The organism is Vibrio superstes, from assembly GCF_003569005.1.
GTDB lineage: Bacteria > Pseudomonadota > Gammaproteobacteria > Enterobacterales > Vibrionaceae > Vibrio > Vibrio superstes.
Map to the genome: position 1 here is coordinate 1,253,274 of NZ_BCUR01000004.1, position 18,928 is coordinate 1,272,201.

At 44.1% G+C, this 18,928-nt stretch carries 21 protein-coding genes and 1 pseudogene; 14 read left to right on the forward strand and 8 right to left on the reverse strand.

The window, feature by feature from the left end:
* Positions 1 to 82 precede the first annotated feature (82 nt).
* A complete protein-coding gene (gene pspF, locus D5I41_RS13695; RefSeq protein WP_119010255.1) occupies positions 83 to 1,072 on the reverse strand; it encodes a phage shock protein operon transcriptional activator in 990 nt (329 codons plus the stop codon).
* Positions 1,073 to 1,348: 276 nt separating this feature from the next.
* On the opposite strand from pspF, the gene pspA reads away from it, so the two are divergent.
* The 3 genes from pspA to pspC are packed head-to-tail and all read left to right on the forward strand — an operon-like array spanning position 1,349 to position 2,638.
* Positions 1,349 to 2,014, forward strand: coding sequence for a phage shock protein PspA (pspA, locus tag D5I41_RS13700; RefSeq protein WP_119010256.1), 666 nt, complete (start codon positions 1,349 to 1,351; stop codon positions 2,012 to 2,014).
* 13 nt (positions 2,015 to 2,027) lie between these two features.
* Positions 2,028 to 2,258 carry an envelope stress response membrane protein PspB gene (gene pspB / locus D5I41_RS13705; RefSeq protein ID WP_017030826.1) on the forward strand — a complete coding sequence of 77 codons (231 nt, stop codon included), beginning with the start codon at positions 2,028 to 2,030 and terminating at the stop codon, positions 2,256 to 2,258.
* Positions 2,255 to 2,638, forward strand: coding sequence for an envelope stress response membrane protein PspC (gene pspC / locus D5I41_RS13710; protein ID WP_017030303.1), 384 nt, complete (start codon positions 2,255 to 2,257; stop codon positions 2,636 to 2,638). Before pspB ends, pspC begins: the two co-directional genes overlap by 4 nt.
* Positions 2,639 to 2,699: 61 nt before the next feature.
* Here the strand turns inward: pspC and D5I41_RS13715 are convergent, their stop codons facing one another.
* Positions 2,700 to 3,365: a hypothetical protein gene (locus D5I41_RS13715; protein WP_119010257.1), complete on the reverse strand. Its 666-nt coding sequence runs from the start codon at positions 3,363 to 3,365 to the stop codon at positions 2,700 to 2,702.
* 607 nt (positions 3,366 to 3,972) lie between these two features.
* Between D5I41_RS13715 and D5I41_RS13725 the strand changes: the two genes are divergently transcribed.
* The 6 genes from D5I41_RS13725 (at position 3,973) to D5I41_RS13750 (ending at position 12,355) form a co-directional block, all read left to right on the forward strand.
* Positions 3,973 to 4,671, forward strand: coding sequence for a VC0807 family protein (locus D5I41_RS13725; protein ID WP_119010259.1), 699 nt, complete (start codon positions 3,973 to 3,975; stop codon positions 4,669 to 4,671).
* Between the two features lie 381 nt (positions 4,672 to 5,052).
* Complete coding sequence (locus tag D5I41_RS13730) at positions 5,053 to 6,087, forward strand: efflux RND transporter periplasmic adaptor subunit (protein ID WP_119010260.1); 1,035 nt, start codon at positions 5,053 to 5,055, stop codon at positions 6,085 to 6,087.
* Positions 6,084 to 7,178 (forward strand): efflux RND transporter periplasmic adaptor subunit, encoded by a 1,095-nt coding sequence (locus D5I41_RS13735; RefSeq protein ID WP_119010261.1) that lies wholly within the window; start codon positions 6,084 to 6,086, stop codon positions 7,176 to 7,178. The genes D5I41_RS13730 and D5I41_RS13735 overlap by 4 nt, the downstream gene beginning before the upstream one ends.
* Positions 7,175 to 10,279, forward strand: a complete 3,105-nt coding sequence (locus D5I41_RS13740; protein WP_119010262.1) for an efflux RND transporter permease subunit — start codon at positions 7,175 to 7,177, stop codon at positions 10,277 to 10,279. The genes D5I41_RS13735 and D5I41_RS13740 overlap by 4 nt, the downstream gene beginning before the upstream one ends.
* 249 nt (positions 10,280 to 10,528) lie before the next feature.
* Complete coding sequence (gene traF / locus D5I41_RS13745) at positions 10,529 to 11,683, forward strand: conjugal transfer protein TraF (RefSeq protein ID WP_119010263.1); 1,155 nt, start codon at positions 10,529 to 10,531, stop codon at positions 11,681 to 11,683.
* A 111-nt stretch (positions 11,684 to 11,794) separates the two neighbouring features.
* On the forward strand, positions 11,795 to 12,355 hold the full coding sequence (locus D5I41_RS13750; RefSeq protein ID WP_119010264.1) for a DNA-3-methyladenine glycosylase I: 561 nt from the start codon (positions 11,795 to 11,797) through the stop codon (positions 12,353 to 12,355).
* Here D5I41_RS13750 and D5I41_RS21540 read toward each other — a convergent pair.
* A pseudogene (locus D5I41_RS21540) lies at positions 12,353 to 12,522 on the reverse strand (sigma 54-interacting transcriptional regulator); the annotation flags it as partial. The gene D5I41_RS13750 and the pseudogene D5I41_RS21540 overlap by 3 nt on opposite strands.
* Positions 12,523 to 12,714: 192 nt before the next feature.
* Between D5I41_RS21540 and D5I41_RS13760 the strand changes: the two are divergent.
* Entirely contained in the window at positions 12,715 to 13,485 is a 771-nt protein-coding gene (locus D5I41_RS13760; RefSeq protein WP_119010266.1) for a ferredoxin--NADP reductase, read from the forward strand.
* Positions 13,486 to 13,612: 127 nt separating this feature from the next.
* Positions 13,613 to 13,771: a hypothetical protein gene (locus D5I41_RS21245; RefSeq protein ID WP_162892840.1), complete on the forward strand. Its 159-nt coding sequence runs from the start codon at positions 13,613 to 13,615 to the stop codon at positions 13,769 to 13,771.
* A gap of 70 nt (positions 13,772 to 13,841) precedes the next feature.
* On the opposite strand, the gene D5I41_RS13765 is transcribed toward D5I41_RS21245, so the two are convergent.
* Positions 13,842 to 14,081 (reverse strand): RNA recognition motif domain-containing protein, encoded by a 240-nt coding sequence (locus D5I41_RS13765; protein ID WP_119010267.1) that lies wholly within the window; start codon positions 14,079 to 14,081, stop codon positions 13,842 to 13,844.
* 62 nt (positions 14,082 to 14,143) lie between these two features.
* Positions 14,144 to 14,641 carry a hypothetical protein gene (locus D5I41_RS13770; RefSeq protein WP_119010268.1) on the reverse strand — a complete coding sequence of 166 codons (498 nt, stop codon included), beginning with the start codon at positions 14,639 to 14,641 and terminating at the stop codon, positions 14,144 to 14,146.
* A gap of 149 nt (positions 14,642 to 14,790) precedes the next feature.
* Here D5I41_RS13770 and D5I41_RS13775 point away from each other — a divergent pair, with 149 nt between their 5' ends.
* The 3 genes from D5I41_RS13775 (at position 14,791) to D5I41_RS13785 (ending at position 15,745) form a co-directional block, all read left to right on the forward strand.
* On the forward strand, positions 14,791 to 15,009 hold the full coding sequence (locus D5I41_RS13775) for a VF530 family protein (RefSeq protein ID WP_119010269.1): 219 nt from the start codon (positions 14,791 to 14,793) through the stop codon (positions 15,007 to 15,009).
* Between the two features lie 69 nt (positions 15,010 to 15,078).
* Positions 15,079 to 15,294: a TIGR02450 family Trp-rich protein gene (locus D5I41_RS13780; protein ID WP_017030287.1), complete on the forward strand. Its 216-nt coding sequence runs from the start codon at positions 15,079 to 15,081 to the stop codon at positions 15,292 to 15,294.
* A gap of 46 nt (positions 15,295 to 15,340) precedes the next feature.
* Complete coding sequence (locus D5I41_RS13785; RefSeq protein ID WP_119010270.1) at positions 15,341 to 15,745, forward strand: ribosome recycling factor family protein; 405 nt, start codon at positions 15,341 to 15,343, stop codon at positions 15,743 to 15,745.
* Here D5I41_RS13785 and D5I41_RS13790 read toward each other — a convergent pair.
* The 3 genes from D5I41_RS13790 to D5I41_RS13800 all read right to left on the reverse strand — a co-directional run bounded on the left by D5I41_RS13790 (position 15,742) and on the right by D5I41_RS13800 (position 17,930).
* Positions 15,742 to 16,152, reverse strand: a complete 411-nt coding sequence (locus D5I41_RS13790) for a GNAT family N-acetyltransferase (protein WP_119010271.1) — start codon at positions 16,150 to 16,152, stop codon at positions 15,742 to 15,744. The two genes, D5I41_RS13785 and D5I41_RS13790, sit on opposite strands and share 4 nt — an antisense overlap.
* A gap of 134 nt (positions 16,153 to 16,286) precedes the next feature.
* Positions 16,287 to 16,577, reverse strand: coding sequence for a putative quinol monooxygenase (locus D5I41_RS13795; RefSeq protein WP_017030284.1), 291 nt, complete (start codon positions 16,575 to 16,577; stop codon positions 16,287 to 16,289).
* 207 nt (positions 16,578 to 16,784) lie between these two features.
* Positions 16,785 to 17,930, reverse strand: a complete 1,146-nt coding sequence (locus D5I41_RS13800; protein WP_119010272.1) for a ribosomal protein uL16 3-hydroxylase — start codon at positions 17,928 to 17,930, stop codon at positions 16,785 to 16,787.
* Between the last annotated feature and the right edge of the window lie 998 nt (positions 17,931 to 18,928).

An 18,928-nucleotide genomic window follows, 5' to 3' on the forward strand; every position in this document is an offset into this window, starting at 1 on the left:
GGCACCATTGATTGTTTCTTTAGAATGATCTGCATAATCTAACACTTATCGCCTTTAAGCTCCATTGGGTTAATCATTGATCCTAAACCATTTTATACTTTCTTAGCATTCCTCTAAATTGGTGATAACTCAATCCTAGCAGACCTGCGGCTTTCTTCTGATTATGTTGCGCTTCTTGTAAGGCCCTATTGAGCAATTCAATATCCTGATCATGCTGCCACTTTTTATAATCAAGGGGTAAAGAGGCGATGGTCACTTCAGCTTTCTGCTCTACAGATACGTTGCGGGCCGGTTCAGTGGTGACATTAGGTTTAGCAAAGGGGTCAAATACCAGTTCTTGGATAGGTGTGCTTGGTTCGGGGTTAAGATAGATGGCTCGTTCCACGACGTTCTTGAGTTCCCTGACGTTACCGGGCCAAGTATAGTCCAATAACTGTTGCTGACATTGAGAGTTAAAGCCATTGAATAGCGGTAGTCCCTGCTCTTGGCACATGCGCAAAGCAAAGTGCTCGGCCAGTAGTAGTATATCTTCCTGTCGCTCTTTCAAACTGGGTAGTAACACCACATCGAAGGCCAGCCTGTCTAAGAGATCCGCGCGGAATTTTTGTTGTTGAGCAAGCTCCGGAAGGTCAGCATTGGTGGCACAAATTAGCCTTACATCTGATTGCAAGATGCGACTGCCCCCAACTCGTTCATACTCTCCGTATTCGATGACTCGCAGTAACTTCTCTTGTACTGAGAGTGGTGTTGTTGCTATTTCGTCCAAAAACAAACTGCCACCCTCGGCGCGCTCAAAGCGGCCTTGGTGTTTGCCTGTTGCCCCAGAAAATGACCCTGCTTCATGACCAAACAGTTCCGAATCGACCACGCCTTCACTGAGCGCTGCACAATTTAGACTGATTAATGGTTTGTCCCATCGCTTTGACAGGTAGTGGAGTCGCTGAGCAATTAACTCTTTGCCCGTTCCTCGGTCGCCAATAATCAACACAGGGCGCTCAATAGGTGCAAGCCTAGAGACTTTATCTAATACAGTAAGAAATGGACTAGATTGACCGATCAGTGTCTGTTGCATAGTATCCCTGTTGGTATTTTTAACCGATTAGTGGTTAATAATTTACTATTCATAGTTAAAGTCAAACGTTTTGAGCGTTAGAGATTAAGTGCATATCACTTAGCTTGAATTAAAAGAATAGCGTGGTTCCTTATAACTTATTGTTTACTATGATTATTGTGAATTTTTATTCTCCGCTTAAGACTAACGCTGAAAGTTTGGCATGCAATTTGGATAGTCGTTGATAGTAGGCGCGAAACACGTCGCCAACAACAATACCGATAAAGGAGAGATAAGATGGGTATTTTTTCTCGTTTTGCTGACATAGTGAACTCAAACATTAACTCGTTGTTGGATAAGGCAGAAGATCCAGAAAAAATGATCCGCCTTATTATCCAAGAAATGGAAGATACCTTAGTGGAAGTGCGCACAAGCTCAGCCAAAGCACTAGCAGAGCGAAAAGAGCTTCAGCGCAGAGTGGCGCAGGTGGAAGAGCAGGTTGAAGACTGGCAACAAAAAGCCTCATTGGCACTAAGTCGTGGTAGAGAAGAGCTCGCTCGTGCCGCGCTGATAGAAAAACAGCGTATTACTAAAGTGATGAAATCTTTGCACACTGAGCAGACCTTGGTTGAAGAAACCATCACTAAGTTGAGTGATGAGGTAGGCAAACTTGAGACTAAGATTAATGAAACTCGAGCTCGCCAATCTGCTCTAGCAATGCGCCAAAATGCAGCTAAAAGTCGTAAGGATGTCCAGCAACATCTGCACAACAGCCGTACTAAAGATACGCTGGCTAAGTTTGAGCAATACGAACAAAAGATAGATCGATTGGAAGCTGACGCAGACAGCTATCAAGTCGGTAAAGAGCCAAGTCTTGATGATCAGTTTGCCGAGTTGCAGGCCGATGATGAAATAGAGCAAGAGCTGCAAAAAATGAAGAATTCGATTAATAAAGACCATTAAATAAGGGGACGAAATGTCTACAGCATTGATCACGGTACCATTAAGTGTTTTCTTAATCTTTGTTGCCCCGTTATGGTTGATTTTGCATTACAGAAGTAAGCGTAAGCTAGGGCAAGGCTTGTCTGGCGATGAAAGGGAGCAACTTCAACAACTGTCTTCGAAAGCAGTGCAGATGAAGCAACGAATCGAAACGCTTGAGAAGATCTTGGATGCGGAGTCACCGAGTTGGAGGTCTAATCAATGAGAGGGTTATATCGAGACACCCATAATGGGAAGCTGACAGGTGTGTGTGCAGGTATTGCAGCGCGCTTTGGTATTGAAGTCTGGGTAGTACGAATTTTGTTTGTATCAGCGGCTTTACTCGGCGGTGGCTTTGTTATGGTGTTGGCGTATTTTGCTGCAAGCTTAATGCTTGAGAAGCAATCGCCGCAAATCTTTCAAACTAGGCAACAGCAGTTTGACCATCAAATGAAGCAAAAACCGTGGCAGTCAGGAAAGGCACCTAAAGAACTGCTTACCGTGATGGAGCAAGATTTCGAAGAAATGGAAACGAGCCTTAGGAAGATGGAGGCGTATGTGACCTCGGATACTAGAAAGACCAATGCCGCTTTTAGAAATCTGTAGACTGAGCCAAAAAAAACGCCAATCACTATGATTGGCGTTTTTTATAGAGGCTTAAAAGTGATTACTTCTTAGCGACAGAGAATGCATCAACGCGGATTTCGGTTGCTTTACCAATGTCACCACTGATTGCAGACGCGTCATCTATTTTTAGCTTTGCAAAGATTGTCGCTGAAGTATTGCCACCAGAGTTGAACTCGACCGCTACTTGACGGAAAGAGCTTCTGTCTGCCTTAGGAGCGTTGTCCATGCTTGCTACGTGGAATACTTGCTCAGCAAGTTCTTTACCAGCAGCATCGGTAGCGCCAATAACTACAGACGTTGGTGATGCGCTGCCTTTCTTATCTTCTACGTATAGAGATAATACATAATCTGTGTTTGGAGCTAGACCATTAACTTGTTGGCTAAGGCCTGGCATTGCAGAAAAGTCATCTGATGCACTGATAAAGCGAAGACGTACAGACCCTTCATCTTCAAATGCAGATACCTTTGAACTGCCTACGTCGCCAAGACCGTTATTTTTGTCTGAGTGTTTTACCCAAACATCACTTTTACCGCTGTTAGCACGAAACTCAACGATATTTGGGTCGGCTACTAGGTTGTCCCCTGTACCTGCTGCAACTACTGCATTTGTTGCAGGAGCCGCCATTTCAGTTTTTGCATTGTCGCTTGGAGTAGCACAACCCGCTAGTAAACCCGCAATAGCTAGACCTAGATACATTTTTTTCATAATCTTTTTTCCCACGTTTTATTAGAGTATTCCTTTATTAGAATGGCTAAATGATACAATAGTATTGTATGACTTAACGTGATTGATTAGACAGTTTTGTTGGCTTGTGTTAACAGAATGTTGATCCGTAACTCATTTTCAAATGGTTGTTTTATCCAATTAATACATTGAACTGATAATCGGTAATTATCATGCTGCAAAATCAAGGTCTATCCGTTTCATATCGATGATACTTTGGCAGATTCTTTATGGGCTCTCTTTTTACTGCGTACTCCTCAGCCTGACTCGATTGTTTCTTGAAGATCCAAATGACAGTGAAGCCGGTACCATGATGGTAGTCGAGCCTTTGTTGCGGTATACACCTTGCTCTACAAAATTGAGCAGTGTGAGCAAGCCTCTAGTGGCGATACGAAACATGAAGTCGCGCATTGAATGCAAAGCAACCTAATACTGGCGCTTGTGTCTCATGCCTTTGTTGAAGCTCAAGTCGGTGTGTTTTTGAATACTGGTGTCATGATTGCTAAACTTTAAAGACTTTACATTTGGGGCTACGCAAGGAACAATCCCCTCCAATAAAGAGAAATATAGCGTGTAACACTGGAAGACTATGAGTAGTACCAATACCAAAAAATCTAACCCTCTATTTGAGATACTGTTTAACGTATTCATCCCATCGTTCATCTTAATGAAGTTCAGTGGCGACGAGCATCTAGGCACAGTGCTGTCGCTTGTTGTGGCTTTGTCGTTCCCGGTTGCTTACGGTGGTCTAGAACTTATCCGCAATAAGAAGTTTAACTTCATTGCAGCACTTGGCTTTGTGAGTGTTCTTTTAACGGGTGGTATTGGCTTACTTGAGTTAGACACTCGCTGGTTAGCACTGAAAGAGGCGCTAATTCCTGGCCTTATTGGTACCGCGGTACTGGTTTCAACCTTCACTCGTCATCCATTGATGCAAAAGCTGATATTCAATAAAACCGTGCTGAACTTGTCTCTGATTGAAGAGCGCTTAAGAGAGAGTGGCAATGAGAAGGCGTTTGACCGCTGTTTGATGAATTCTAACTACTTGTTTGCGAGTACATTCGCGTTCTCGTCCGTGATGAATTACGCGCTGGCGACTTACATTGTTACTAGCCCTGCAGGTACAGCCGCATTCAATGAAGAGCTAGGCAAAATGACTTTATACAGTTACCCAGTGATTGCCATCCCTAGCATGTTGATGATGTTGGGTATCTTCTACTATGTTTGGCGTCAAATCCGTAGCATGACATCGCTAGAAACAGAGCAGATTTTTCATCAAGCCAAGTAAACTAGCCTTAAATCATTCATGATTCTAAACGCACTGCAGATCTTGTGGTGCGTTTTTTTGTTTTAGCCTGTGCAACAACTCTGCGCTTCACTTCTTCTACAGAAACCTCTTTATCTTTGTGGGCGATGTAATCGTCACTTCTCAACTATCTGCTTGATAATATGCACTATTTAATTAGGGGCAAGGATGAAAATCGTGCCCAAGGTCTTTGCCTATCATCATTAAAAGAAATGCGATTTCGCTTTGTTCAGTAACATCTGAACGCTTTTTAAACACATTGTGAATTATTTCTAGAAAAGTGCCAAAAACAGCCTTTTAAATTAGCGTTAACATCTTGATACATCTATGTTTAATGGTATTGACGTTAAATAAGGAAATACTATGCGCACCAACTGGATTGTTGTGCTCTTTACCGCTTTAGGCTTAGCAGGTTGCGGTGAAAAGCAAAATGCCGTCTCAGAGCCTGAATCTCGCCCAGCTAAACTTCTCACTGTGTCTGTAGGAGACAAAAGTTTTGAACGTGTGTTCCCTGCCTCTTCTGCGGCAGGTGACCGTGCAGTGCTTGCTTTCAGAGTTCCTGGTGAACTCATCGAATTGCCGGCTACGGCTGGATTGCCCGTTAAAAAAGGAGATGTATTAGCGGTATTAGAAGACAGTGAATACAAACTGCAACGCTCTAAAGCGAAGGCAAACTTTAATTTGGCTCAAGTTCAATTTGACCGAATGAAAAAACTGATCAAGGACAAGGTGGTTTCTGAGCAAGAGTATGACCAAGCGAGGTCACTTCACAAGTCAGCTCGAGCGGATTATGACCAAGCACTAGCCAATTACAGTTATACTAAACTTGCCGCTCCATTCGATGGCACGATTTCGCTCGTAAACATCGACAATTTTGAATATGTAGCCGCTAAACAGGGCGTCATGAACATCCAGTCTAATGATCTGCTTAAGGTTATTTTTCCTTTGCCAGACTCTATGCTAAATCGTTTTAGAGGATACGACGGCGTAGAATCTTACATGATATTTGATTCCTTTCCTGAGCAGCAATTTTCTTTGACCTTTCAAGAGATAGATACAGAGTCGGACAACTCCACAGGTAGTTACAAGGTCACTATGATCATGGAGCGACCTAGTGATTTAGGCATACTGCCAGGTATGTCTGGGAATATTCACGTTATGTTACCGCGCACCGAACCCACTAAGCTACCTGAGACTTCTTTGTTTGCCTGTGGCAACGAGCAGTGTGTTTGGCGAGTCACAGAAGACTCTATGGTTGAACAAGTTTCTATCTCTCTTAGTAGCACAGGACAAGTGGTTTCTGGATTACTCGATGGCGATCAAATAGTCATTTCTGGAGTAAAAGAACTCCAATCAGGGATGAAGATCAGAGAGTGGATTAAGGAGCGAGGCTTATGAGTTTAGCAATGAAGTGGCTCTCGAAAGGCTCACTAGTATTGGGATTGTCTGTAGTATTGGTAGGTTGTGAAAGGCCCGTTGTAGAGCCAACAACCCATATTTCAAAAGTGGAAATTCTTCAGTTAGGTGAACCGGAAGTTACGGATCGAATTTATTTTCCCGCGATAGCACAAGCGGCACTGCGCTCACATTTAAGTTTTAGAGTGCAGGGAGAAATTACTCTACTGCCTGTTAAGGAGGGTGATAGGGTCAAGAAAGGCGATGTCATTGCCCAACTAGACACGCGAGACTTCCAAATTGCAGTGGATAACACTAGGGCAAGCTATGCCGCTATAAACAGCCAGTACAAACGCTCCGGCCCATTGGTTAAAAAAGGCCTACTGGCACAGTCACAATATGATGAATTGGCAGCACAGCGCAATATTGCCCTCGTTGATTTGCAGTTGGCTAAATTATATTTGGAATTTACAACCCTTAAAGCGCCGGCCGATGGCATTATTTCCCGTGTCAATGTCGACCGTTTTGAGAATATTCAAGTAGGTCAGCAGATAGTCAATATTCACAGTACGGATGCGGTTGAAGTCTTGATTCAGATACCCGACCGCCTATTTGTCCATCAACCTACAAAGAGAGATTTGCGTAAGGTAAATGCCAAGGTAAAGGTTGAAAGTGGCAATATTTACGAAGCGACCATTAAAGAATTTACCACCGAACCCAATCCAGCAACCGGCACTTACAACGTGACCTTAACTATGCCAATGCCGGAGGAAGAAATTATTCTCGATGGTATGGCGTTAGAAGTGACCGCAAGAAGCAGCGAAGCTGGACTGAACGTGAGCGTGGGCTCATATGTTCCATTTAATGCAGTTGTTAATATGGATGGAGACCTCCTCGATAGAACAGAGACCTATGTGTGGGTGTTAGAAGGTAATACTGTGCGTAAGCAATTGGTAGAGATAGGAAAACTTCAAAACAGAACCGTGCAAATTGTTAGTGGCTTGCAAGGGGCGGAAAAGATCGTAGTCAAAGGAATGTCTCAACTGCGAGATGGAGCGGAAGTGGAAGTAATTAAGAAGGAGGCTGTTCAATGAGCCAGGATAATCTCGAGCAGCAAGACGATGAGAGCACCAAAGGAATCGCCGCCTATTTCATAAAGAACAAAGTGATCAGTTGGATGATCTCTTTGATCTTTTTTATCGGTGGCACAGCTTCATTCTTTGAACTAGGGCGACTTGAAGACCCCGCTTTCACCATCAAAGACGCCATGGTAGTCACTAGTTACCCTGGGGCGACTCCTCAAGAGGTTGAAGAGGAGGTCACTTACCCTATAGAGAAGGCCATTCAACAGCTAAGTTATGTGGATGAGGTTAATTCAATTTCAAGCCGAGGTTTATCTCAGATCACAGTGACCATGAAAAATAGTTATGGCCCTGATGATCTTCCTCAAATTTGGGATGAGTTGCGTCGTAAGGTGACGGATCTCGATGGTACTCTCCCTCCTGGAGTGAACACGCCAGCAGTTATTGATGACTTTGGAGATGTTTTTGGGGTGCTATTTGCCGTTACAGGTGAAGGCTATTCGTATAAAGAACTCCTTGATTACGTTGATTACTTGCGTCGTGAGCTTGAGTTGGTCGATGGCATCAGTAAGGTTGCTGTATCGGGTGAGCAACAAGAGCAAGTCTTTATTGAAATGTCGATGAAGCGACTTAACTCGTTAGGTATTGCTCCAGAAGCTGTGGCAAATCTCCTCAACACACAAAATATCGTCACCCCAGCAGGAGCAATACGAATGGGTGATGAGTATGTACGAATTCATCCAACCGGGGAGTTTCAAGATGTAGATCAACTTGGCGATCTCATTATTACTGATGTCGCAAAGAACAGTTCGAGTCAAATCTATTTGCGTGACGTGGCTGAGATTAAGCGTGGCTATATTGACGTCCCAAGTAATTTAATCAACTTCAATGGTAGCTTTGCTCTCAACATGGGGATCTCTTTCAACGCGGGTGTCAACGTAGTGAAGGTAGGGGCGCAACTTGATAAACGTTTAGCGGAGCTGAAATACCAACAGCCTATAGGCATTAGCATTTCTGAAATCTATAGCCAACCTAAAGAAGTTGATAAGTCGGTGAGCGGCTTTGTGGTTAGCCTTGGTCAAGCGGTCGGCATCGTTATCGTGGTATTACTCTTCTTTATGGGGCTTCGTTCAGGACTATTGATTGGTCTGATTCTGTTGGTCACTGTATTAGGCACTTTTGTATTCATGAAGTACTTTGCCATCGATCTGCAGCGTATTTCTCTGGGGGCTTTGGTTATTGCGCTGGGGATGCTGGTGGATAATGCCATTGTGGTGGTTGAAGGTATATTGGTCGGGACGCAGCGAGGGCGAACTCGCTTACAAGCGGCAACAGACATAGTGACACAAACCAAGTGGCCATTGCTTGGCGCGACCGTGATTGCGGTCACCGCATTTGCCCCTATTGGTTTGTCAGAAGACTCCACTGGTGAATATTGTCGTACGCTGTTTTCTGTATTGCTTATCTCTCTAATGCTGTCTTGGTTCACAGCAATATCGCTAACGCCTTTCTTTGCCGAGCTTTTCTTTAAAGGGCAGAAGTTCGACCAAGATGCGGGTGATGATCCTTACAATGGGTTTGTTTTTGTCATGTACAAAAAATTCCTAGAGTTTTGTATGCGAAACGCTTGGATAACCATGGCGACTCTCGTCGTTGCGCTAGGTGTAAGCATTTATGGTTTTACCTTTATTAAGCAAGCCTTCTTCCCATCCTCTACGACACCTATGTTCTTGTCAGATATTTGGTTACCAGAAGGGACAGATATACGGGTTACTAACACCAAAATGAAGGCCATTGAGACCTGGCTGCTTGATCAGGAAGGTGTAGAAAGTGTAACGACGACGGCGGGTAAGGGGTTAGAGCGCTTTATGCTGACCTATACACCAGAGAAAAGTTATGCAGCCTATGGTGAGATAGTGACACGTGTGGAAAGCTATGAAGTACTGCACGATATTATGAATAAATATCGGGCGCATGTTGCTAGCCACTACCCTGAGATAGACTACAAGTTGAAGCAAATAGAGTTAGGTCCAGGCGGTGGTGCTAAGATCGAAGCTCGAATTATAGGCTCAGATCCAACGGTATTACGGACGGTTGCGGGCCAAGTGGTCGATATTCTAAATGCTGATCCGGGTGCGACGGCCGTTCGTCATGACTGGCGAGAGCGTACCAAAGTGATTGAGCCTCAGTTTAATGAAAGTCAGGCTCGCCGCTACGGAATTAGTAAGAACGATATGGATCAATTTCTACAAATGTCATTCTCAGGCTTGACGGTTGGGGTGTATCGAGATGGCACAACATTAATGCCTATTGTGACCCGTTTGACTGAAGCAGAGCGAGTCGATTTTAGAAATATAGAAGGCATGCAAATCTGGAGCCCAGTGCTTAGTGATTACATTCCTTTACAGCAGATCACTTTAGGTAATCAAGTGCGTTGGGAAGATCCGTTGATTGTCCGTAAGAACAGAAAGCGTATGCTAACAGTGTTTGCTGACCCCGATATATTGGGCGAAGAAACAGCGGCTACTTTGCAGGCGCGTATCCAATCCAAGGTTGAAGCTATTGAACTTCCGCCAGGCTACAGCTTGGAGTGGGGGGGCGAATATGAGTCTTCAAATGACGCAAAAGGGTCGTTGTTCTCAAGTATGCCAATGGGTTACCTATTCATGTTCTTGATCACTGTGTTCTTGTTTAACTCAGTTAAAGAACCTCTGATAGTTTGGCTGACAGTACCTTTGGCCTTGATTGGTGTAACAACAGGCTTGTTGCTGCTCAATACGCCATTTGGCTTCATGGCGCTGTTAGGCTTCTTGAGCTTGTCTGGGATGCTATTGAAAAACGGTATTGTTTTGATTGATCAGATTGAACTGGAGATTAAATCAGGCAAAGAAGCGTATGCCGCGGTAGTTGAGGCAGCACTGAGTCGTGTGAGACCCGTATGTATGGCGGCTATCACAACCATTTTGGGTATGATTCCATTACTGCCGGATATCTTCTTTAAGCCTATGGCGGTTACTATCATGTTTGGTTTGGGCTTTGCAACAGTATTGACGTTAATCGTGGTACCAGTGTTGTACAAAATGTTCCACAGAATTGAAGTGAAACAGGCATAAACCAAGCGCTAATATGGGGCTTTAAAATTGCTGAACTCATAAAGACTGCACATTTGTGTAGTCTTTTTTTTGTTGTGATTATGAACTTGGATCAAGCTATCGAGCGCATGGGGAAGGAAAGTAACAGTAAACCAATATCGGTATGTGTAATCAAATGTTAGCTTTTAAGTCATTGAGTTAATTGTACTTTCAATGAAACAATGCATATTTAGAATGGCATATCGTTTAGTGCTTTCACAAGGATATGTCATGCATTCGTTTAAAAAGGCTGTTGTTCTATTCAGTCTTCCTTTCTCTTTAGCTTCATTTAATTCATACGCACACAGTGATGCTCGTGGTATCGCTATGGCGGGTACTGGCGTTGCCGCCGCTAATTTTGTCAGTGCGAGTTTTTACAATCCCGCGTTAGCTGCATCAGGAGAGTCTAAGCATAGTTTTGGTATGATTTTACCCGCGGTTACTGCTGGTGTTCATGATGGCGAGGGCATGCTGGATAAATTGGATGTCTATTTTGATGCAGAAGATGACTGGGTTGATAATCCAACCAGTAGTGAAGCTCAGGAAGCGTGGAAAGCTGCACTGAGAGACCTCTCCAATGGTGATGTGACAGCGAACGCGTCAGCCGGCATGGTATTTGCGGTACCAAACAGTTTCATCAACACCAATTTTTTTGTGGCTACTCATGCAACGGCACTGGCGACGATGGATATTGATGATAACGATTTTGATAATATCAATCCCGATGACGAGGTGAGATCGACAGTCACTGGCCTAATTGGTGGTACGCTAGATATAGGCTTCACCTTTGCTCAAAACTATGAAGTATACGATAGAAATTTGAGCGTTGGCTTTTCTCCTAAAGTCCAACAAATCTACACCACCTATTTCCAAGAAAGACTAAACGAAGATGAACTAGATGACGCTGACTTCTTTGAAGATCTTGAGGACAAAACAACCTTTAACCTCGATGTTGGCGCAAGCTATGAGGTTATCGATCATTTAAATGTGGCTTTTGTTGCTAAGAACATCATTTCGCACAGTTTAGAAACCAATGTTCAGATGGGACAAAAAGCAACCTACGTGGTTGAGCCTGAATACAAGCTAGGCAGTGCATACTCTACCGATTGGTACACGCTAACAGCCGATATTGATTTGAACTCGACACGTTATTTCGAAGAGCAAAGCTATAAAACGCAGTTTACTCGAATTGGTGGAGAGGTTGATCTTTGGAAGTGGGCTCAGTTTAGAGCAGGTTACATGCATAGCATGACCGATTACGCTGAAAACATGGTTACTGCAGGTTTTGGGTTTAGACCCTACGGCGTGTTTGGCTTTGATCTAGCCGCTCAATATGGTGATGATGACAACTATGTGGTTTCGGCTCAATTAACCATGATCATCTAGTGTCTATTTCACTTTAACACCGCACTTTTCTATCAATCGATGATGGGTTTGCTATTCTGACTATCACGTTAAGAAGATACAAGAGTGCGGTGCGCACCAAAAGGGATAATGATGAAGCGATGCAACTGGCTTGATGTTAGCAAACCAGATTATGTGGAATATCATGATAAAGAATGGGGCGTACCAGTTCATGATGACAAGGTGTTCTTTGAGTTTCTAATCCTAGAATCGGCCCAAGCCGGCCTGAGTTGGTACACCATTCTAAAGCGCCGAGAAGGCTATCGTAATGCCTTTGCCAACTTTGATCCTGTTGTCGTCTCTACGTTCGATTCAGATAAGGTAGAGGAGTTGATGCAAGATGCGTCAATTATCCGCAATCGAGCCAAGATTGAAGCGGCAATTAATAATGCCAAGCTGTTTTTACAGATCCAATCTGAGCACGGCAGCTTTGATTCGTTCATCTGGTCTTATGTTGATAATAACCCGCTAGATAACAGAGTTAAAGGCGACTTTCCTGTGGCAACTACTGAGCTCTCTGATCGCCTTGCTAAAGATCTTAAAAAACTCGGCTTTAAATTCCTAGGTAGCACAACCCTGTATGCATTTCTGCAAGCGACAGGGTTAGTAAATGATCACGACCTAGATTGTATCTGTAGAACCCGACGGGGGTAATAGAAGCCCATCATCTCGTCCTCGAAGTGGTGGAAAAATAGAGGGAACACGCTTAGCCGATGGTAGAGATCGGAACGAAAATGCCCCTCTTTAACCTCTTCGTGAATCACTCTGTTTGTTGTAGCAATAATGCGAACGTTCACCTTGGTGTTACTGTCATCGCCCACTGCCGTCTCTCCCATGCTCAAACGGATAAGTCTGTATGGGTGACAGCTGAAATATGACATTGTCATAATGATAACCCTCAGTCATTACTATGCTATAACGAACTGAATTATAATAAATTACTGGGAATGGCATGCCCATTGCATTTAATTGAACTAGATTAAATGTATTGGTAGATAAAGAGGTTGGGCGATATGACTCCACACGTTGGGTTTGTTTGTGGTTTGGTGAGTTCTAGGGTTGATTGGACAGACATTTTATTCTCTATAAGAGTAAAGGTACCGGGTATTTTGTTTACCGCAGGTCAGTTTACTAAGTTGGGCTTGTACAACTCTGAGGGTAGCTTTCTGCGCAAGGCCTATTCAATAGTGAACTCCCCAGAAGATTACAGTGCAACGGGTGAGTTGGAGTTTTTGATTATTTCCGATCCAGATGGTGCCTTATCGCCTAATCTACATACCTTACATCCAAATGACGAAGTCATGGTGGGTGAGCAGTGCGCTGGATTTATGACCTTAGATGAGATCCCAGACCACGCAACAGAACTGTGGATGATGGGAACGGGAACCGGTATCGGTCCTTACCTATCCATTCTGCAATCAGAGGCTTTTCCTGAGCACTATACCGATATTATTTTGGTGCATGCGGTTCGCTTTAAACAAGATCTCGTGTATAGCGATTTGATTCAGGCGTTTCAGGAAAAGTTTGGCAGTAGGTTTCAATACGTTCCTATTGTGTCTAGAGAAGAGGTGCCGGGGAGTCTTTCTGGCCGAGTGCCACAACTGATAGAAAAGAGGGTACTCGAGTCTCACACTGGTGTGCGCCTAGATATGGAGAAAACATTTGTTTATCTATGTGGCAATCCAGCTATGGTGCGCGAGAGCGGGCTGACTTTGACGCAAAGGGGCTATCATAAGCACCTAAGACGAAAGCCCGGCCATTATAGCTCGGAGAACTACTGGTAAGATTTATTCTTAAGCGCCTCTTTCCATGAACCCAGTATCCTAAGGTGACTCAGCATGCTGCGTTTTTTATTATACGGACGCCCATATTCTCTCCTCACTTCGTACAGGTGATTTAAAAGGAATGGCTTTGCCAGGCACGAGTCTGTTGGTCACACTGATTTGCGTGGCGATATTGTTAGGTGGGTTGTCAGCACATGGGGTGCTTGTCGTAAGTGCAGTATTGGGGTTGAAGGCAGTGCTATTAGGCAGTTTGATGGCAGAGACTGAGTGGAAAGCTCATTACTAAAGCTTTACTACCAAACAGTTTGATAGAAACAATGAAGCCAGCTCATTAATAGCTGGCTTCTTAGTAACTGCTAGTTCTTAGCGAGTTTTACTCGTATTTTGCTTTTTTGCACATCAGCTTGATCTAATGCTGAGATGGCAGCTTTTGCTTCACTTGTGTTTGGCATTTCAACAAAAGCAAAGCCCTTAGATAGGCCTGTCTCTTGGTCTAGCACTAGGTTACATAACGTCACGTCACCGTGTTCAGAGAAAAGAACACGAATCTCATGCTCAGTCATTTTGCGTGAAAGGTTGCGAACTAAAAGTTTCATCTTTGGCCTTGATAGATAAATTCGGGGCTAATTGTCTCAGTTTAGGCTTCCAATACCAAGCATTAAAATCCACCGGCCCATGTGTCGTAGTCATCAATGGTTTGTTTTTCTTCTCTTGTTAGAGGAGCAGGGTAGTAGGGAAGAGCCAGCAAGGTTTCAGAGGGGAGCAGCTCCCAATCGGGCGTGATTCTATAGCGATGCAATTCTTCATCAATACGCACATACATATAGTAGCCATCAGGGTGGGTATTGGCATAACTGGCAATGGTGGCAACTTCATCTGAAGGAAGCTTCACCTTGCGACCAAGGGGATAGAGCTGGTGTAAGGCAAAGCTAACGGTGGCGTCTTGCAGGATACCTTGCTTAAACCTCTCTAAACCTATAGCGGTTGAGGTAGAACGATGAGTCCAACCAGTCAGGTACAAGCCAGTCAATGTGTCTTTAAAAGGTTTGCCCTTACGAATGCCTTCATTTGAGATGAATTGCACGGTCAGTGCATCACCTTGTTGGTCTAGAATTTCTAGAAATTGCTCGCCGGTCTTGTCTGCTAGGAGTCTCATGTTCTTTATTTGCACAAATAGAGTAAGTAAAATGGTCAGTGCTGCGATTTGGCCATAAAAACCAAATAATGCGTGAATTTGTTTGCATCATCTTTGATTTAGAGTCACATTGGGCACAATTTTTGTCAATTTATAAGTAGAAGTAAGCTATGACTCAACAACAACCTAATAACCCTTTACACGGTCTCTCTTTAGAGAAGATCTTAACCCGTCTGGTAGAGCATTATGGTTGGAGCGGTCTGCATGCTGAAGTTAGGGTGAACTGTTTTAGCAATGACCCTTCTATTAAATCATCATTGAAGTTTTTAAGAAAAACCCAATGGGCAAGGGATAAAGTCGAGGCGCTTTATATCAATACCTTCAGCTAAGCCAAGTAAGTTAGCACAAATTGATGATTGTTCTCGTACAAAGCAAAGTGTCTACAACGAGGTAAAACAATGAATCAAATTAACCCTAAAAAGTTGCTACGAAGTAAATGGACGGCGGTAAACTGTCAAAATAAAGAGAAGCACTTTATTGTGACAGAAGTAGAACTCGATGAAGAGGGTATGGTCGAGGTGTGCATTATAGAACCTATAGTCACTAAACGAGCCCGCTCTATTGATTGGATGGTATTAAAAGATCCAAAAGAGTGGTTACACGGATGGAAGTAGTTAGAGAGCACCAGTTGCCATTTTGGTTACGCTGTAACTTGATGAAATGAATATAGACCAAAGCATCACCGTTGTATTACCTTCTTTGATTCATAGGGTCGGCGGAGAAACCGTACAATCGGTAAAGCAGCTCGCGCTCAAATATAAGTGCGAGCTAAAGAGGGTACGCCGCAGTAGGCACTGGCAAGTGTCCGGTGATGCCATCAATATTCAAACGCTGTGCTCGGAGCTATCGCAGCAACCGGATAGTGTGCTATTTATTATTAAAAAGCTGAATCTCGCCCTTCAGCTTCATCAGGATAAACTGGAATCTCCCGCAGACCGCTTGAAGCGTTTACTGACCGAAAATCCAAATATCACGTTGTCCGAGTTGATGGAAATGACGCACTGCTCTGTTGCTGAGGCTAGAAGAGCAAGATTCGAAGTAGATGAGTTCGAGTCTTTAGGTTAACGCTTGAGTTCTACAGACATCTTAAAGTATGGCTCACCGCTTTTAAAAAAACGCTCACCTTGTTTTTGCATGCCAAAGCGAGCATAAAACTCTTGTGCTGACTCTCTTGCATCACACCAAAAATAGGTCACACCCTCTTGCTTTAGAGATTCAATGATGTGATCGATCATCCGTGTACCAATGCCTCTTCCTTGATGTTCATGCAAGGTCGCAAATTTTCTTAGCCTCGCCTCAGCGTCCGTTATGAAAACGGAAGCCACACAAAGCAAGATATCATTTTCAAAAACGCCAAAATGGATACCCAAATTATCCTCTTTGACTTGGCAAAATTCGATGGGCTTTGAAGGCCAAAGCACACGGTGACGTATGGGTAGGGTAGCTTTAGGGGAAATCAAACGGATCTGCATGGTTTCTTATCGATGAAAGGGCATTGTTTGAATCTATCAAAGGTCTATTCTGAAATCGATACGTATGATGACAAAAATCCCAACAACGATACCGTAGTTGGGATTTGAAAATGGTTAGGCATTGAACCTTGTAACTAAGCGATCTGCGTCATCTCATTTAGAATGAATTGGTCCACTGCGCCATCGGTTGCTGCCATATAGTCAGCAAGGTGCTGATTACTCATGTGAGTTTGCCATAGTTCGCGAGATACCCAGTTTTCATAGAACATGAAATGAGCAGGGTTTTCGTTATCTTGGTGCAGGTCGTAGTTGATACAACCCTCTTCTGCACGAGTCACATCGATAAGTTTAAGCAACTCAGCTTTTACCAATTCAATTTTATCTTCTTTAGCAATGATGTTTGCAACGATAGTTAGCTTAGTCATGTGATGTTCCCCTTGGAATGTGTTTGTGTTGACGGGGAGAATAATAGTGTGCAATCACCATTAAATGAACGGCTATATATTTGAATTATTATCAAATATAAATTGATAATAACGATGAGAATTGGTCTACCGTGTTTACTGAGTGAAAAAATGGCTCCACTAAGGAGCCATAAAGTCACTGTTCACAGGTTCTGTTAATCGCTGCGGTTATTCGGTATCAATATACCAATAGCCCTTGTTGATTAAGTCGCACAGTAGCGATACGTTCGCCGCCGCAATGCCACTTGGGAAGTCATCAACAGTAAGCTGCTGCTGTCCGCAAAGTAGCTTGATGATTGAACTGTCTTCCTCGGAGACCTTGATCACTTCTCCGTTAATATAGGCAATACTTTCATCCTGCTCATGATACAGAGCGCGTAAGCCCGCTACTTTTTCAATGCTTCCACCAGATAGAAGGTGGTTAGCCACTTCTTCACTTTCCCATAAAGGTTCAGGGGTAATGATATTCAGTTGATGACGTGACTGACTTAGTAAACAACCCATAAAGTCATTCACGCGGTGCTCATCTTCCATTGATGCTAATAGCATCTCCGTTAAGGAATTTAGGTCGCTAGTACTAATCTGACCAAAATTATCCTGCGTCTTCATCTCTGGCTTGTGTAGGTGCACATCGCCAACATCGTTAGCTAAGATGTAGTCTGCGAAATTGCTGATTAGCTCTTGTTCTTTTGGAGAACGAAAGCCGATAGAGAAGCTCATAGACGGCTCAAGTGCGAATCCATCATGTGGAAACCCTGGTGGGATATATAAGATGTCACCAGGCTCAAGGACTTGGTCAATGATGGCTTCAAAGCCTTCGATTTGACGCAAAGCGCTATGTTGATTGGTTTCAACATATTGGCCTTCATCTTTTGCACCAACGCGCCAATGGCGTTTGCCACTTCCTTGCACAATAAATACATCATATTGGTCAATATGCGGACCCACTCCGCCATCCTTAACGGAGTAGCTGATCATCAAATCATCAAATAACCACTGTGGCATGGCTTTAAATGGTTCAACAAGCTCCGCAGCACCTTGATGCCAGTGGTTTGCAGCCTGAACGATGATTGACCAGTTTGTCTCTTCTAGCGAAGCATATTTATCTTCGTTAAAAGGGCCATGCTCTGCGATCCACTCACCATCTTTATTAGAAACAAAACGCGAGTCGACTTCTTCTTCCATAGTCAGCCCCGCTAGCTCTTCTGCGGAGATCGGGTCTTGGAAGTTAGCAAAACCACCTTTAATAATTGTGGGCTTCTTTTGCCAGAAATCCGCCAAAAACTGTTCCAGTGAAATCGTTAATTGATACATGTTAAACCTTGATAATGTAAGCCACACTTGTGTCTGGCTATGGGTATAAATTCGGTGTTTTGGTCATCTCCGAGTGCGCTTATCGGGGAGCTCTTCACCAACAGATTCCCGCTAAAAACTTGCGGGAATGACGGTGCACTGGGTCATCCCCGAGCGCTTCTATCGGGGATCTCTTCAGCAGCAGATTCCCGCTAACAACCTGCGGGACTAACGGTGCATTGGTCATCTCCGAGTGCTTCTATTGGGGATCTCTTCAGCGATAGATTCCCGCTAACAACCCGCGGGAATAATGACGGTGTTCTGGTCATCCCCGAGTGCGCTTATCGGGGATCTCTTCACCAACAGATTCCCGATAAAACACCTCGGGAATGACAATGTTCCGGTTACCCCCGAGTGCTTCTATCGGGGATCTCTTCATCGACAGATTCCCGCTAACAACCTGCGGGAATGACAATGTTCTGGTCATCCCCGAGCGCTTCTATCGGGGATCTGTTCATCGACAGATTCCCGCTAACAACCCGTGGGAATGACGGTGTACTGGTCATCCCCGAGCGCTTCTATCGGGGATCTCTTCATCGATAGATTCTCGCCAACAACCTGCGGGAATGACGGTGTTCTGGTCATCCCCGAGCGCTTCTATCGGGGATCTCTTCATCGACAGATTCCGGCTAACAACCGGCGGGAATGACAGTTTCGTGGTCATCCCCGAGCGCTTCTATCGGGGATCTCTTCAGCAACAGATTCCCGCTAACAACCCGCGGGAATGACGGTGTTCTGGTCATCCCCGAGTGCGCTTATCGGGGATCTCTTCACCAACAGATTCCCGATAAAACACCTCGGGAATGACAATGTTCCGGTTACCCCCGAGTGCTTCTATCGGGGATCTCTTCATCGACAGATTCCCGCTAACAACCTGCGGGAATGACAATGTTTTGGTCATCCCCGAGTGCTTCTATCTGGGATCTCTTCAGCGATAGATTCCCGCTAACAACCTGCGT